The sequence below is a fragment of the Massilia sp. CCM 8734 genome, assembly GCF_011682155.1.
GTDB classification, from domain to species: domain Bacteria; phylum Pseudomonadota; class Gammaproteobacteria; order Burkholderiales; family Burkholderiaceae_D; genus Telluria_A; species Telluria_A rubra.
Window position 1 is genome coordinate 18550 of the sequence record NZ_WHJI01000038.1, and the last position, 13826, is coordinate 32375.

Below are 13826 nucleotides of genomic sequence, written 5' to 3' on the forward strand. Positions count from 1 at the left end.
GGGATTTTTTTGACGGCTCTGCACGTGAGGACGCGCGCCGGATCGTTTGCAGTGATTGTGAGCCGAGACCGGCATAAAACGCGAGCGCGGCCATTTTCAAACGCGAGCCGCTACGACTACGCCGTCGTCAACTCCGCCACGAAATCATACATATCTCCCCTGAAGTACGAGCGGCAAAACTCCACCGCCCGGCCGTCCCGCAAGAACGCCAGCCGTTCCACGCACAATCCCGCATCGCCTTCCTTCGACTGCAGCAGCTTGGCCTGTTCGGCGTTGAGCAGCAGCGCCGATAAGCGTTGCAGCGCGCGCGTGGGCCGGTTGCCGGCCGCTTCCAGCGCCTCGTACATCGACACGCCCACCACATCGAGCGACGGCAGGCAGGACGCCACGATGGTTGCGTACTCCAGGCACATCGGCAGTTCGTCCGCGTAGCGGATCCGGTTGAAGCGGTACACCGGCGCGCCCGGCGACAAGCGCAGGCGCAACGCTTCTTCCGGCGTCACCGTGCCCTCCGAGCGTTTGAGCCACACGCTGCGCGGCGTGCGTCCGCGTGCCCGCATATCCTCCGAAAACGAGGTCAGCTTCGCAAAATTCTTTTCGATCCGCGTATTGATGAAGTTGCCCGAGCCCGGCCGCTTGACCAGCAAGCCCTCGCTCACCAGCCCGTCAATCGCCTTGCGCACCGTGATGCGCGAGATCGACAGGTCCAGCGCCAGTTGGCGCTCCGCCGGCAAGGCTTCGTCCGGCCCGAACAGGCGCTGGTCGATCGCTTCGCGCAAGGCGCGCTGCAATTGCTGGTACAGCGGCTGCGAGCTGGTCTGCGCCAGCGTCTGCATGATTTGGGCGAGCGATGTCATACCAATGGCGCTTTCTCTTGTAAGGATGGGACCACTTTTCCCGGTCAATGGCGTCATTTCGCCACATCATCCAGTTGTCGTATTTGCATATAACGATAATACCAAAAAAAGACCGGCGGAATACCCCTCCCTCTTGTAACTAGGCCAAATTCCCCCTCAATGACCAGACCACTTACCCAAAATGCCAGTCCACCCGTGTATTAACGAAACAACATATGAAAAAAATCACATAACTGGTAGTGTTCTGGTATTAAAGAGGAGTATATTGGCGTTAGATTGGTTTTAGACGTGGTGGTACCCGTAGCACATAAAAAGTCGTTGTTAAAAATGAACTGGCTTACTCACGGAGCCAACATCAAGGGGGAAGTAATGAAGCGCAATCAGTCAGTAGTGAATAAGAACGCAGAGCGTCCTGTATCGACCAGCCTGACGCCGGTAGCGTCGGCGGCAGCTATTCTGGTGTTGAGTATCGCGATGTCGGCCCAGGCGCAAGCCCAGGCGACGGCCGCCGCAACCGTGCCGGCCGTGGACCCGGACGCCAAGACCGAAGTGGTGGTCGTGACCGGTATTCGCGCGGCCATGCAGCAGTCGCTGAACCAGAAACGCAATTCGGACACGATGGTCGAAGTCATTACTGCTGAAGACGTGGGCAAGATGCCCGACAAGAACGTCGCCGACTCCCTGCAACGCTTGCCGGGCGTGAGCGTGGCCGCGGCCGGCGGCTCGGAAGGCAGCTTCGGCGAGAACGATCGCGTGGCCCTGCGCGGCACCCCGTTCGGCCTGACCCTCACCACCCTCAACAGCCACACCGTCTCGAGCGGCGACTGGTTTGCCGATAACATCATCGGCGGTGGCCGCAGCGTCAGCTTCTCCCTGTTCCCGTCCGAGCTGATCGGCCGCGTCACGGTACACAAAGGTTCGCAGGCCAATCTGCTCGAAGGCGGCGCCGTCGGTGTGGTGGACATCGAAACGCGCAAACCGCTGGACTTCAAGAAGGGCATCAGCGCACAGGTCAGCCTGGGCGCCGTGAACTCGCAAAACTCGGGCAAGAACGATGGGCAGTTCAACGGCCTGGTGAACTGGAAGAACGAAGCCGGCAACCTGGCGGTGATGGTCCAGGGCTTCCATGAAAAACGCACCCTGAGCCGGGTCGGCCAGGAAAACGGCCTCTGGTACGATCCGGTCGATGCCGGCTCGTCCATCGACAAGGGCGTGCCTGGTTCCTCGACCGCCATCAAGACCGATCCGGTCAAGGGCGCCAAGGCCAACTACCTGGGCGGCACCGCCTGGTTCGAACAGGAGCGCACCCGCAAGGGCGGCCTGATCGACGTGCAGTTCAAGCCGACCAGCGACATCATGCTCGACCTTTCCGTGTTCCGTTCGCACCTCGACGCACCGAACATCAACCACAACTTCATGCAGTCGCTGGGGCGCTTCCTGGCGCCGAACTGGACGGCCAAGGATTTCCCGGCCGGTAACGTGAGCGGTACTGTCAACAACGGCGTGCTGACCCAGCTGACCGGCGCCGTGCCGGCGAACTGTGGCGCGGTCTGCGGCACCATGTCGAGCGCGGTGCAGGAAGAATTTAGCCGTCCGGTAGCCGAGAGCCAATCCAAGTTCGTCAACCTGGACGGCAAATGGCGCGTCAACGACAAGCTGACCCTGGCCGGCAAGGTCGGCTCGACCAAAGGCCTGGGCAATACCAAAAGCGGCGCGCTGGGCGTCTGGATGCCGTACACCGGCGGCAGCTACACCATGAATGGCGTCGACAAGGCAGTCACCTACGTGATCCCGGGCGCGGACAAGTTCTCGATCGGCGGCGGCCCTGACGGCACCGGTAATGTGCCTTATACCTACGGATCGCACGTGACCGCGATCGACAAGGAAGTCTACGGCCAGATCGACGGCACCTACAAACTGGACCTGGCCAGCGTGCAGTCGATCCAGTTCGGCGTGCGCGGTGCGGAGCACAAGCGCGACCTGACCGCCATCGGCATCAACGCCTTGCCAAGCCTGAGTTTGGTCAGCAACCTGCCGATGGGCGGCCTGACCTCGTTCCCGACCGAGTTCAACGACCTCGACGCCAACGGCGCCGGCTGGTGGACCTTCTCGCGCGAAGCGGTCAACAACTGGCTGAGCACCCATGCCAAGTACGAAGGCCACCTCAAGCAAAACGAATTCAAGATCAAGGAGCCGACCCGTTCGGCCTACGTGATGGCGAACTTCGGCGCCGAAGGCATTTCGGGCAACATCGGCGTGCGCGTGGTGCACACCAAGGAATCGGTCGAGCGTAACGAAATCGCGCCATCCGGCACTTTCGAGCCGCGCCAGTACACCAATACCTACCTCGACTTCCTGCCAAGCGCAAACTTCCGCATGGACCTGTCGAAGAACCTGGTGGCGCGCTTCTCGACCAGCCGCACCATGGCGCGTCCGGAGCTGGGCCAGATGGCCGGTACCGACCTGCTCGATGTGCAGGGCACCGGCAAAGCGGGCAATCCGAACCTGCGTCCGATCCGCGCAAATAACTTCGACCTGGGCGTGGAGTGGTATTTTGCCGAGAAGTCGCTGCTGGCGGCCGGCGCGTTCTACTCGGCGCTGGACGGCTACGTGACCTACGGTTCGGGCACGGCGACCTTCTACAACCAGCTGCAGAAGAAGAACACCGAGTACAAGATCGACACCCCGCTCAACACCACGGCGGAAGTGAAGGGCCTGGAGTTCTCGTATCAGCAGGCGCTGCCGGCCGGCTTCGGCGTGAACGCCAACTATACCTACACCCTGGGTAAAGAGACCGGCAAGGCGCCGGGTTCGATGTGCGGCGCGCTCACGTATGCCGATTGCACCCTGATCGGAACGTCCAAGAACGCGTATAACGTCGGCGCTTTCTATGAGCAGAACAAGATCAGCGCGCGTTTGACTTACAGCTGGCGCTCGGGCTTCCTGAATGGCACGAGCCGCAGTTCGGCCTCGTACCAGGCGTCGGTCGGTTCGCTGTCGGCGTCGCTGGCCTACCAGATCAACGAGAACTTCAGCGTGACCCTCGATGGCAAGGACCTGAACAATCCGATGGTGCGTTCGGTGATCCACACCGCTGGTGCAATGGATGTGCCAGGCTCGCTGTACAAGAACGGCCGCCAGATCTACCTGGCGCTGCACGGCAAATACTAAGCCTATGATGGAGGGACTTCGGTCCCGCCACAAAACAACGGGACGCTTGTGCGTCCCGTTAGTTTTTTGAGAGGCCCTTGTGCAGGATCGACGCCGGATCGACTTGGAGAATCGCTATCGGGTTCTGAAAAATGCGGCTCGGATCGCCGTAATGGCTGAGTTTGCCGGAACGGACAAGTCGTTTGTCAGACTTGCAGAAATAGGGGAGGAAGCTTTCGATGCAAGCCAAGGTTGGCAACATCGTCGTGTGCATTGGGATTGGCGACAGCTCGTGCGCAAGCTTCGTGGAAGGCACAGGCGTATCGAGTTGGCGATCTGGGCGGATCCAGTGTTGTGTGGATTGGCTATCGGAAAAATTAGTGACGGAAGAGTGATCGCGCGAATCGATTATTTAGCGCGCGCCCCAGGCAATCATCCGCTCGTCGGAGTGATCGCCGAAATCACAACCACCTACTTACAGACGCTTGGTGTCCTGGCGGGGTGCCGGGAAGCGGTGCTTGCGTCACCACTGGAGGCGCTGCTTGATTTCTATCGGGCGTTGGGCTATACAGAAGACATAAGCAGTAAAGGCAAGGTCATTGGGCTGAAGAAGAAATTATCTTAGCCGCCATTGATGATTGGAGTCGACATGAAAAAATCTGTTCTGAATCGTCGCGCCAGGCAGGCTCTTTCGAGTGTTGCGCGCTCGAATCGGACTGGAGAAATTCCTCCAGCCGACCTTGAAACGGAAGTGGCCCGCGCACGCGCTTATCTGGAAGAAAATCGCGCGGACTTCCTGATTCGATCAGCGAAGGCAAGACTCATGTTGCCGGACTGTGAGGTCACTGCCATGATTGGACCGATACCTCAGCAAGATTGAATCTCCTCGGTATCGTCGCTCGCGTACCAGATCAACGAGAACTTCAGCGTGACCCTTGATGGCAAGGATCTGAACAGTCCGATGATGCGTTCGGTGATACCTACGGATGGAATAGGAACTGGCATGGGAAAAAGGACACGTGCTGGTCATGTTGAGCAAGTTATCTCAGGCACGTCGCTTCCACGTCGGAGCCGGATGGCTCCTGCCGTCGACATGGACGTCGAACTTGCGCGAGCGCGTGCTTATCTGGCCGCCAATCGGGCTGACTTCCTGGTTCGCTCGGCAAAGGCGCGACTTGCATTGCCAGATTACGATGTGACCGTGATGGCTGGACCGCAGCCGCAGGACTGAAGCTCGCGGTCCGCTGAGGTGAGTCGCCGGATGTTGCATAATCATGCACATGGGACGCAAAACGTCACCGCTTACCGGCCACGAGTTTGATTGGAAGAAAATGAAATTTACCGATGAAATGGCAGCCGCGTTTCCAAAACGCAATCCGCTGCCCGAAGTGTTGCGGCAAGCCCTGCAATTCATGGAAGAACACGGCTGCGTGCGGACGCGCCGCGACGGGGTCCGCTATATGACCGTGTACCCTGAGCCCGAATATGGCGATGTCACGGCAAACGCTTTCCATGTTCCGGACCCTGCCGCTACCGCCGGCTGGACCCACTGTGACGATCCCGAGGTGAACGACCGCCTGGTCATATTCTTGAGAACCGGCGGAGATGGATCCTGGGCCGGACTGTGGCTGGGCGACGATGGGCAACAGCGGATCGTGCATTTGGGCTCGGGTTCCGGGTCGGTGATGCTTTGTGTGCTGACAGAAAATATGGAAGACCTGTTGCGTCTGCTTGCAATTGGTTATACCGAACTCTGTTGGCCCGATGATTTTGAGCGAACGCCAGATGAGGTATTTGAGGAGCAATGCGACGACGATGACGATGACACTCCGCCACCTCTGCTGTTTCAAGACTATGTGAAAGAGAAACTAGGACTAAGCATTCCAGAGCGCGCGTCGGAGATCGTTTCAAGCACCGTCAGCATGGACGAAGTGGAATCGAGTGATCCATTCTGGAACTGGATCAAGCGCCTTAACGATCAGTGATGGGCCGCCATGTGCGTGCAAATCGTTGGCGGTTTGGCGGGAAGCGGCGCGTATCCGGCCCTGATCGCGCGCATGTCCGCCTGCTTCTCAAGCGAGTCCACAGTTGCTAAGTTTGCTGAATGAACTATGTCCGGAAGCCCACTTCGCGTTGATGCCTGATGGATAATATTTGAACGAGGTCATGATGCGCATCGTAGTTGTACAGCGCGAGGTAGCCGCTCTTCCCTTGTGAAATGACCAGTTCATGCATCCCCGTTTCGGCTGGCCGGCCAACGAAAGGATGACGGCCAAGAATACTGATGGCTTCGTCAATCAAATCGAGCGTCCCGGAAACGTCTGCATTATTTGTGACAAGAAAATCACTGATACGTTCAAGGTCGGCAATGGCGCGGTTCGTGTAACTTACTTTCGCCATGGCTTGGCCTCGGGCCTTGCTGTGTCAGGATTGCTAAGGCGCTCCCGCAGATAGGCGCGTACGTCGTCGGCATCGTAGCCCATTCCTGTTTCCCGCATGTCGGCGAGTGCAGCTTGAGCCTGAGCAACGAACTCCGCTCGTTGCTCAGCCGCATCTGCAGCTTGGCTGATCGCCCCGATCATGAACGCGTGGGTGCTTATTCCCAATTTCTCGGCTGCCGCAGCGGCGCGCTCTTTGAGTTCCGTAGAAAGTTTTAGTGAGGTGGTTGACATGATCAAAGACTCCATAAAAGGTGTCACTAGAGTAGCACCTTTTTTGCCCACGGGTTTACCTCGCTTCAAGGACCGCGATGAGCAAGGCGGCAATCAAGGTCAGATGGCGTCAACATGTAATTGGTTCAACACGCCTTCATCCTGTTTGACTTCGATTAAGCTCTGGCTGCGTTAACGACAAAGGGCGGGCCCGGCTTGCGCCGGAACCCGCCCCCTCACACGGCCATGCCGCGAATTACTTGGCCGCTGGCGCTGGCGCTGCCGCCGCGGCCGTATCGGCAGGACGCTTCAGCCACATCACCCAGTAACGCGCCAGGTCGCCGATGCCATCGGTGCCCTTGATGCCTTCGAAGGTCTTGATCGCATCGTCCTTGCGGCCGCCCTTGGCCAGCGCCATGCCCAGCTTGAGCTTGGCTTCTTCCGGACGCTTCAGGCCGCCTTTGGCGATGCCTTTTTCGATCAGGTCGATACCCTTGGCGTGCTCGTCCATGGTCGAGTACGCGTAACCGAGGTTGACCAGGCCGGTGCCGTCTTTCAGCTTGGACGCACTGGCTTCGCCCGAAGCGATGTTCTTGACGTCGTCCGCGGCGTTCTTGTTGGCGCGCTCGCGCAGCGACTTGTGCTTGGCGGCGTTCGCGCCGGTGCCCAGCACATTCGCGGCGAAACCGGCGTCAACCGCCTTTTTCGCTTCGATCGGGAAACCGGCCAACAGCGCCAGTTCGGCCATCTCGACATACTGTTCCGCTTCCATTTGCTTGAGCACGGTCGTCTCGAGACGGTACGCGTCCAGCTGCAGTTTGCTGTTGAAGCTGGTCTTGCCGTACATGCGGTGCAGCAGGTCGGCCCACAGTTCTTCGGTCGGATACGAGGCCACCAGCTTCTCGACGGTGGCGGTGTAGGTCGCCATGTCCTTCTGCTTGCCGGCGATCGTGGCCAGCAGGCGCAGGTCGTCCGCTGGCGGCACCTTGCCGGCTTTTTCGGATTCGGCCAGCATGGCTGTCACTTCGGTCTTGGCCGCTGCGAAATCGTTGTTCAGGAAGTAGGCACGCACGATCGAGCCGCGCACGCGCGTCGGCGAGCCGCCGTCGCTGATGTAGCGCTTCATCCATTCAATCGCCTTCGGATAGTTCTTGGCGTTGAACTGCATGTTGCCCATCGCCAGGATGAATTCCGGCTTGTCGGCCGCCGGCGTGCTTGGCGAGTTGATGATCGCTTCGAGCGAGCTCATGGCCAAGGCATCGTTGCCGCTGGCCGAGGCCAGCGCGAACTTCATGCGTTCGATGACGTAGGTTTCGTACGGGGTACGGTTGGCAAAGGCTTCGGCGGCGGTGACTTTTTCCTGGACTTCGGCGAATTTCTTACCGTCGATCAGGCCTTTGATCATGCCTGGCTCGAGCAGCTTGTACAGATCCGGGCGAACGGTGTCGGGTTTGGTCGGCGCGGCGCTGGTCGCAGGCGTTGCCGGGGCGGTTTGTGCGCTGGCGCTGGTCATCAGGGCGGGGGCGGCGTTGAGGCCAATGGCGGCCAAGATCAGGCTGATACGAGCGAGACGAAACTGGGACATGGAGAATCCTTCAATCAAAGACATAAAGACAGCCTGACGCTATAACGCATCAGAGCGCCGAACCGTGGACACGTGACCTGCAAATGCGACATCCGACTCAGGGGGATCTCGGATGCGAATTTCGGACGAAGCGCATATTGTTACATAAACTTTATCTTTGCACGCTGATTTCCGTGCGGACCGGTTTATGCACGGGCAAACGCGCGTCCGTGGGCGTCGAACAGATGGCAGTGCGCGGGCGGCAAATGCACCGCGATGCGTTCGCCCGCGCGTAGCATGGCGCCACCCTGCGGCTGGCGCAGCGCGATCAGGGCCGGGTCGCCCGGCATGCTGGCGTAGACGATGGTCTGGTCGCCCAGGTACTCCACATGGCCGACCACGGCGGCGACCACATTGGCTTGCTGGGTGGCCTGCGGCAGCACCGTCATGTGCTCGGCACGCACTCCCAGCGTGACCTTGTCGTCGATCAGCGCCTCGCTGCCGTCGGCGTCGGCGTCGACCAGCGTGCCGTCGGCCAGGCGCACACGCACCCCGATGGCGCCGATATGGGCCACTCCGGCGGCGATAAAGTTCATTTTCGGCGCACCCAAAAAGCCGGCCACGAACAGGTTGCCCGGATTGTTATACAGCTCGTAGGGCGTGCCCACCTGCTCGATGCGCCCGCCGTTGATGACCACGATGCGCTCGCCCAGGGTCATCGCCTCGACCTGGTCGTGCGTCACGTAGATCATGGTGGTCTTGAGTTCCTTGTGCAGGCGCGAGAGTTCCACCCGCATCTGCACGCGCAGGCTGGCGTCGAGGTTCGAGAGCGGTTCGTCGAACAAAAACACCTCGGGTTTGCGCACGATGGCGCGCCCGATCGCCACGCGCTGGCGCTGCCCGCCCGATAATTCCTTCGGCCGGCGCTGCAGCAGGTGGGTGATCTGCAAGATCTCCGCAGCGCGCCCGACCTGGGCCTTGAGCTCCTCGCCCTTGTGGCCGGCCAGCTTGAGCGCGAACGCCATGTTCTCGAACACGGTCATGTGCGGATACAGCGCGTACGACTGGAACACCATCGCCAGCCCACGCTTGGCCGGCGCCACATCGTTGGACAGCAGGCCGCCGATATGCAGCTCGCCGCCGCTGATCTCTTCCAGCCCGGCGATCATGCGCAGCAAAGTCGACTTGCCGCAGCCGGACGGTCCCACGAAGACCACGAATTCGCCATCGGCGATGGCCAGGTCGATGCCGTGGATGATGACCTGCTTGTCGTCGTAGCGCTTGACGACGCGCTTGAGGGTGACGGCGGCCATGTCAGTTCGCCGCCGCCGGCTTGGCGGCCGCCAGGTCGGCCTGCTGGCGTTCGCTCGCGCTCATCGGAATGATCTGCGACAGGATCGCCACCGGCACCGCGGCGGCCAGCACCCACAGGAAGAAGTTGTGGTAGCCGAGCGCGATCTGGATATCGCCGCTGATCCATTTGAACAGCGAAAAACCGAGCTGCATGATCCCGGTGGCAAACGCATAGTGCGCGGTCTGGTATTTGCCCGGCGCGACCACCTGCATCATGTACAGGATCAGGCCCACGAAGCCGAAGCCGTAGCCGAACATCTCCACCGCCAGCGCCGCGCCGATCAGGGTCAGGTCGGTCGGCAGGGTGGTCGACAAGAAGTAGAACACCAGGTTGGGCAGGTTCACCGCCAGGATCAGCACCAGGATGGCGCGCTTGAGGCCCAGCCACGAGGTGAAGTAGCCGCCGGCGATGCTGCCGATGACGAAAGCGACGGTGCCCGCGGTACCGTACACGGCGCCCACTTCGATGGTTGTCAATCCCAGTCCGCCCAGGTTGCGCGCCTCGCGCAGGAACAGCGGGCCGATGGTCTGTACCTGCGCTTCGCCGGCGCGGAACAGAATGATGAACAGGACCGAGACCCAGATGCCAGGCTTCTTGAAGAAGTCGATGATGACTTCCTTGAGCGTGCGCGCAATCGCGCTTGCGGTGATGTCGGCGCTGACCGGATTTTTTGCCAGCGGCAGCGCCCAGCCGTTGTACAGGCCGAGGGTGACCATCATCACCGCCAGGATGCAGAACACGATGGTCCAGGCCGACGTCACGCCAAGGGTTTTCTCGAAATACCCGGCCAACAGCAGCAGGCCACCCGACGAAATGAAGCGCCCGGCGTTGAAAAAGGTGCCGGTCCAGCCGGCGTAGGCCGCTTGCTGCGTCTGCGTCAGGCTGGAGATATACAGGCCGTCGCAGGCCACGTCGTGCGTGGCCGATGAAATGGCGACCAGGGTGAGCATGACCACGCAGGCGGCAAACCAGAACGGCATGTGCAGCGCCAGCGCCACCAGCCCGAGGCAGGCGCCGCCGATCAGCTGGAAGCTGACCACGACGATCTTTTTGCTGCTCGCCAGTTCCAGGAAGGGACTCCAGAGCGGCTTGAAGATCCAGGCCGACATGATGGCGGCGGTCCAGTGGGCGATGTCGTCGTTGGCCACGCCCATGCTCTTGAACATCTGGCCGGCCACCATGGCGACTGCGAAGAAGGGCAGGCCCTGCGCCAGGTATAGGCTGGGGACCCAGGCCAGTGGGCTGCGTTCTTTTTTCGTTGTTTTAGTCAGTTCCATCGACATCCTTGGGTGGGTTACTTCACTGCGCCGTCCATGCCGCGCATGAAGAAGCGCTGCGTGAACAGAAAGGCGGCCAGCGTGGGCAGGATCGTCAGCACGGTGCCGGCGGCGATCACGCGGGTGCTGCTGCCGAAGGTGCCGCGCAAATACAGCACGCCCACCGACAGCGGAAATTCATCGGGTTTGCTCATCACGATCGACGGCCAGATGTACTCGTTCCAGGCTTCGACCGCAGTCAGGATGCCGACCGTGGCCAGCCACGGCGCGATCAGCGGCAGCATGATCTTGCTGAAGATGATCCACTCCGAGGCGCCGTCCACGCGTGCGGCGTCGATCAGGTCTTGCGGCACTTCCTCGAAGGCTTGCTTGAGCAGCAGGATGGCGACCGCCGTCACCACGTTCGGCAAAATCACGCCGGTGTAGGTGTCCACCAGCGACAGCTTGGTGACGGTGATGAAGTTCACCAAAAAATTCACTTCGGACGGCAGCACCAGCGTGGCGAGGATGATCCCGAACACCAGTTTGCGGCCACGAAAGTGCATGCGCGCCAGCGGGTATGCCGCCAGCGAACACAATGCCAGCTTCCAGAACACGGTGCACACGGCGATCAGCACCGAGTTCTTGAAAAACGCCAGGATCGGAATCGCGCGGAACACCTCCGCAAAGTTCTCCAGCGACGGCTTGCGCGGCCAGAAGGTGGGCGGGAAGGCGAACACATTGCCTTCGGTTGAAATCGCCGTGACCAGGGTCCACCAGAACGGGAACACGCACACCACCGCGAGCACGCACAGGATCAGGTAATGGCCGAACGTGGCCAGCGCACGGGCGCGCATCAACGGTGCTTCGGCTTGAGGTAGCGCAGGCACACCAGCGCGATGCCGATGCAGATGCTTGACACCACCAGGCTGGCGGCCAGCGCGCGCGGCAGCTTGAGGTGCTTGAGGCCCTGGTCGTAGGCGTAGTACAGGGCGGTGAAGGTCGAATTCATCGGCCCGCCCTGGGTCAGTACATCCACTTCCTGGTAAGCCTTGAGCGCGGCCAGCACCGACAGGATGGTGCACACGGCGATCGTGGGCCTGAGCATCGGCACGGTGATCTTCCAGAACTGCTGCCAGCGGTTGGCGCCATCGAGCATGGCCGCTTCCTGCATGTCCGCCGGAATCGATTGCAGCGCGGCCAGGTACATCACCATGTACCAGCCAAGCCCGCGCCAGAGCGTGACGAACATCACCGCGAACAGGGCCAGGGTGTCGTCGGTCAGCCAGCCGATGGGCGCGTTCGCCAGGCGCAGTTGCATGAAGACGTAATTGAGCGTGCCCTGTTCATGGAACATGAAGCCCCACATGATGCCCACCACCGACACGGTCGTCACCACCGGCACATAGAAGGCGGCGCGAAACCAGCGGATGCCGGGCAACTGGTTATTGACCAGCACCGCCAGCGCCACCGCGCCGACCTGCACGAACGGCACCATCACCAGGAACAGCAGCGAGTTTTTCAGGCCCGTGACAAACATCTCGTTATCGAAGATGTAGCGAAAATTATCCAGTCCGACGAACGAGGTTGGCCGGATCAGGGAATAGTCGGTGAACGCGAGGAACGAGCCGTAAGCCACCGGCCAGAACGAAAACACGGCCAGCAGCACCAGTGCCGGTGCCAGGAACATCCATGCTTGCAGGGTGTGGCGCCGTGTCTTCATCAGTGCAGCCTCTGTTTGGAGAGCTTCTTGTTCCAGATCGCGACCGCCTGGTCGAGCGCTTGTTGCACGTCCTGCTTGCCGGTGACGCCCGCTTCGACCGCCTTGACCAGCGAACGACGCAGTTCGTCGTAGTCGTCGATGCCGGCCACGTACAAGGTGTGCGAGTGCGCCATCGAGCGTGCTCCCGCTTCCACGGCTTTTTCGGCGGCGCCGGCGCCCACCGGCAGCGCCAGGAAATACGGATCGGCGGCCGCCTTGACGGCGGTGGGGAACACGCTGGCCTGTTTGGCAAAGGCGAGTTGGTTGGCGTCGCTGGTCAGGTACAGCGCGAACTTGCCGACCGCCGGCAGCAGCTTGGTGTCGACTCCCTTGGGGATCGCGAAGTGAATCAGCCAGCCGCCGTCGGCGATGCCGGTGGGGCCGAGCGGCGCCGGCGCCACGCCGGTAATCGCATAGATCTCTTTGGCATCGGCCTGGATGCGTTTCAAGGCTGTCGGCGGGGCGAGCAGCATGCCGAGGCGTCCGCCCTTGTAGGCGTCGACCACGGCCGGGAAGTTATCTTCGGCGAACAGGCTTTCTTTCAGCAGCCCGCCGGCCTTGTAGGTCGCGGCGAGTTTTTGCACCAGCGCCACATGCTGCGCCGAATTGAACACCGCCTTGCCATCCTTGATGACGGCCAGCCCCTGCCACATGAACAGGCCATCGATTTTCGACAGCGCCGGGGCAATGCCGGCCTTGCCGGTGCGCGCCGCGATCTGGCGCGCGAACGCCAGTTGTTCGTCGAAGCTTTGCGGGCCGCGCGTCAACCCCGCCTCCTTGAAAATGAGCTGGTTGTAGGCGATCACGGCGACGTTGCTGTACATCGGGAAGCCGTAGGTCTTGCCCTTGAAGCGCAGGTCTTCCAGGGTGCTGGGAATGTAGCTGGCCCTGGACGCGCCGAGCAGGGCGTCGACCGGCGTGAGCAGTTCATCGCGCGCGTATTCGTCGGCCCAGGGCACGTTCAGGTTGACCAGCGCCGGCGGCGTGCCGGCCACGATGCGCGTGACCAGCTTGGTCTGGATGACATCCCACGGAAAATCGATCCACTCGATCTTCACGCCCGGATTGGCCGCCTCGTAATTGCGCGCCACCGAGTCGAAGAAGGGCGTGAACTTGGGCTTCATGCTGAAGGTCCAGAATTCGATTTTCGTCTCGGCGGCGGCGGCGGCGGGCGCGGCCAGTCCAAGTGCCATCAATGCCGTCAGCAGTATCGTTTTCATCGATGGCGGGGC

Annotated in this window: 13 protein-coding genes; 4 read left to right on the top strand and 9 right to left on the bottom strand. The window is 61.1% G+C overall.

The features are described from left to right. Window positions 1-116 precede the first annotated feature (116 nt). Window positions 117-857, bottom strand: coding sequence for a GntR family transcriptional regulator (locus tag F2P46_RS27235; RefSeq protein ID WP_166896158.1), 741 nt, complete (start codon window positions 855-857; stop codon window positions 117-119). A gap of 390 nt (window positions 858-1247) precedes the next feature. Here F2P46_RS27235 and F2P46_RS27240 point away from each other — a divergent pair, with 390 nt between their 5' ends. The 4 genes from F2P46_RS27240 to F2P46_RS27255 all read left to right on the top strand — a co-directional run bounded on the left by F2P46_RS27240 (window position 1248) and on the right by F2P46_RS27255 (window position 5992). Then, window positions 1248-4028, top strand: a complete 2781-nt coding sequence (locus tag F2P46_RS27240; protein WP_166896160.1) for a TonB-dependent receptor — start codon at window positions 1248-1250, stop codon at window positions 4026-4028. 103 nt (window positions 4029-4131) lie between these two features. Beyond that, window positions 4132-4632 (top strand): hypothetical protein, encoded by a 501-nt coding sequence (locus F2P46_RS27245; RefSeq protein ID WP_166896162.1) that lies wholly within the window; start codon window positions 4132-4134, stop codon window positions 4630-4632. Window positions 4633-4656: 24 nt separating this feature from the next. Next, the gene (locus F2P46_RS27250) at window positions 4657-4887 is read left to right on the top strand and encodes a hypothetical protein (RefSeq protein WP_166896164.1); all 231 of its coding nucleotides are present in this window, start codon (window positions 4657-4659) and stop codon (window positions 4885-4887) included. Window positions 4888-5338: 451 nt separating this feature from the next. Then, entirely contained in the window at window positions 5339-5992 is a 654-nt protein-coding gene (locus F2P46_RS27255; RefSeq protein WP_166896166.1) for a hypothetical protein, read from the top strand. Between the two features lie 124 nt (window positions 5993-6116). On the opposite strand, the gene F2P46_RS27260 is transcribed toward F2P46_RS27255, so the two are convergent. From F2P46_RS27260 to F2P46_RS27295, 8 genes are all read right to left on the bottom strand, one after another. Beyond that, window positions 6117-6407, bottom strand: coding sequence for a type II toxin-antitoxin system RelE/ParE family toxin (locus F2P46_RS27260; RefSeq protein ID WP_166896168.1), 291 nt, complete (start codon window positions 6405-6407; stop codon window positions 6117-6119). Continuing rightward, a complete protein-coding gene (locus tag F2P46_RS27265; protein ID WP_166896170.1) occupies window positions 6395-6679 on the bottom strand; it encodes a hypothetical protein in 285 nt (94 codons plus the stop codon). Before F2P46_RS27265 ends, F2P46_RS27260 begins: the two co-directional genes overlap by 13 nt. A gap of 235 nt (window positions 6680-6914) precedes the next feature. After that, the gene (locus F2P46_RS27270; protein WP_166896172.1) at window positions 6915-8243 is read right to left on the bottom strand and encodes a tetratricopeptide repeat protein; all 1329 of its coding nucleotides are present in this window, start codon (window positions 8241-8243) and stop codon (window positions 6915-6917) included. A 185-nt stretch (window positions 8244-8428) separates the two neighbouring features. Beyond that, a complete protein-coding gene (locus tag F2P46_RS27275; protein ID WP_166896174.1) occupies window positions 8429-9535 on the bottom strand; it encodes a sn-glycerol-3-phosphate ABC transporter ATP-binding protein UgpC in 1107 nt (368 codons plus the stop codon). 1 nt (window position 9536) lies between these two features. Then, window positions 9537-10853, bottom strand: a complete 1317-nt coding sequence (locus F2P46_RS27280; protein ID WP_166896176.1) for an MFS transporter — start codon at window positions 10851-10853, stop codon at window positions 9537-9539. Between the two features lie 17 nt (window positions 10854-10870). Beyond that, on the bottom strand, window positions 10871-11689 hold the full coding sequence (locus tag F2P46_RS27285; protein WP_166896268.1) for a carbohydrate ABC transporter permease: 819 nt from the start codon (window positions 11687-11689) through the stop codon (window positions 10871-10873). Further along, window positions 11689-12555, bottom strand: coding sequence for a carbohydrate ABC transporter permease (locus tag F2P46_RS27290; protein WP_166896178.1), 867 nt, complete (start codon window positions 12553-12555; stop codon window positions 11689-11691). Before F2P46_RS27290 ends, F2P46_RS27285 begins: the two co-directional genes overlap by 1 nt. Then, entirely contained in the window at window positions 12555-13814 is a 1260-nt protein-coding gene (locus tag F2P46_RS27295; RefSeq protein WP_166896179.1) for an ABC transporter substrate-binding protein, read from the bottom strand. The genes F2P46_RS27290 and F2P46_RS27295 overlap by 1 nt, the downstream gene beginning before the upstream one ends. Window positions 13815-13826: the final 12 nt, after the last annotated feature.